Source organism: Halorubrum sp. ASP1 (genome assembly GCF_005435135.1).
GTDB classification, from domain to species: Archaea; Halobacteriota; Halobacteria; order Halobacteriales; family Haloferacaceae; genus Halorubrum; species Halorubrum tropicale.
In genome coordinates this window covers 1-300 of the sequence record NZ_SGUA01000073.1, presented here as the reverse complement: position 1 = coordinate 300, position 300 = coordinate 1, and the positions used below count along the sequence as shown (strand labels likewise).

At 67.3% G+C, this 300-nt stretch carries 1 pseudogene; it reads right to left on the bottom strand.

The window, feature by feature from the left end:
- Positions 1-300, bottom strand: a pseudogene (locus EXE48_RS18305) (hypothetical protein); the annotation flags it as partial.

Genomic DNA, 300 nt, shown 5'->3' with positions numbered 1-300 from the left:
CGACCCGTTCACACTCACCCGCGTCCGAAGATCGCTGAGATCGAGCCGCGCCGCGCTCGAGAACAGCCGGGCAAAGAACGGCCGGAACCCCTTTCTCGGCACCAGCCGGCCGTTCCCGTCCGGCGCCCGTATGGTCTTGAGGAGCGACAGGTCCTCGAAGAGCTCGTCGTAGTAGCCGTCCTCGTCGAGCGATATCCGGTCGCTCGTAGACGCCGACGACTCCGAACCCCCGTCCGGCACCGCATCCGGGTCCGTTTCCTTGTGCGTCTGACCGCGGCGCAGGTTCAGCGCCTCGGTCAG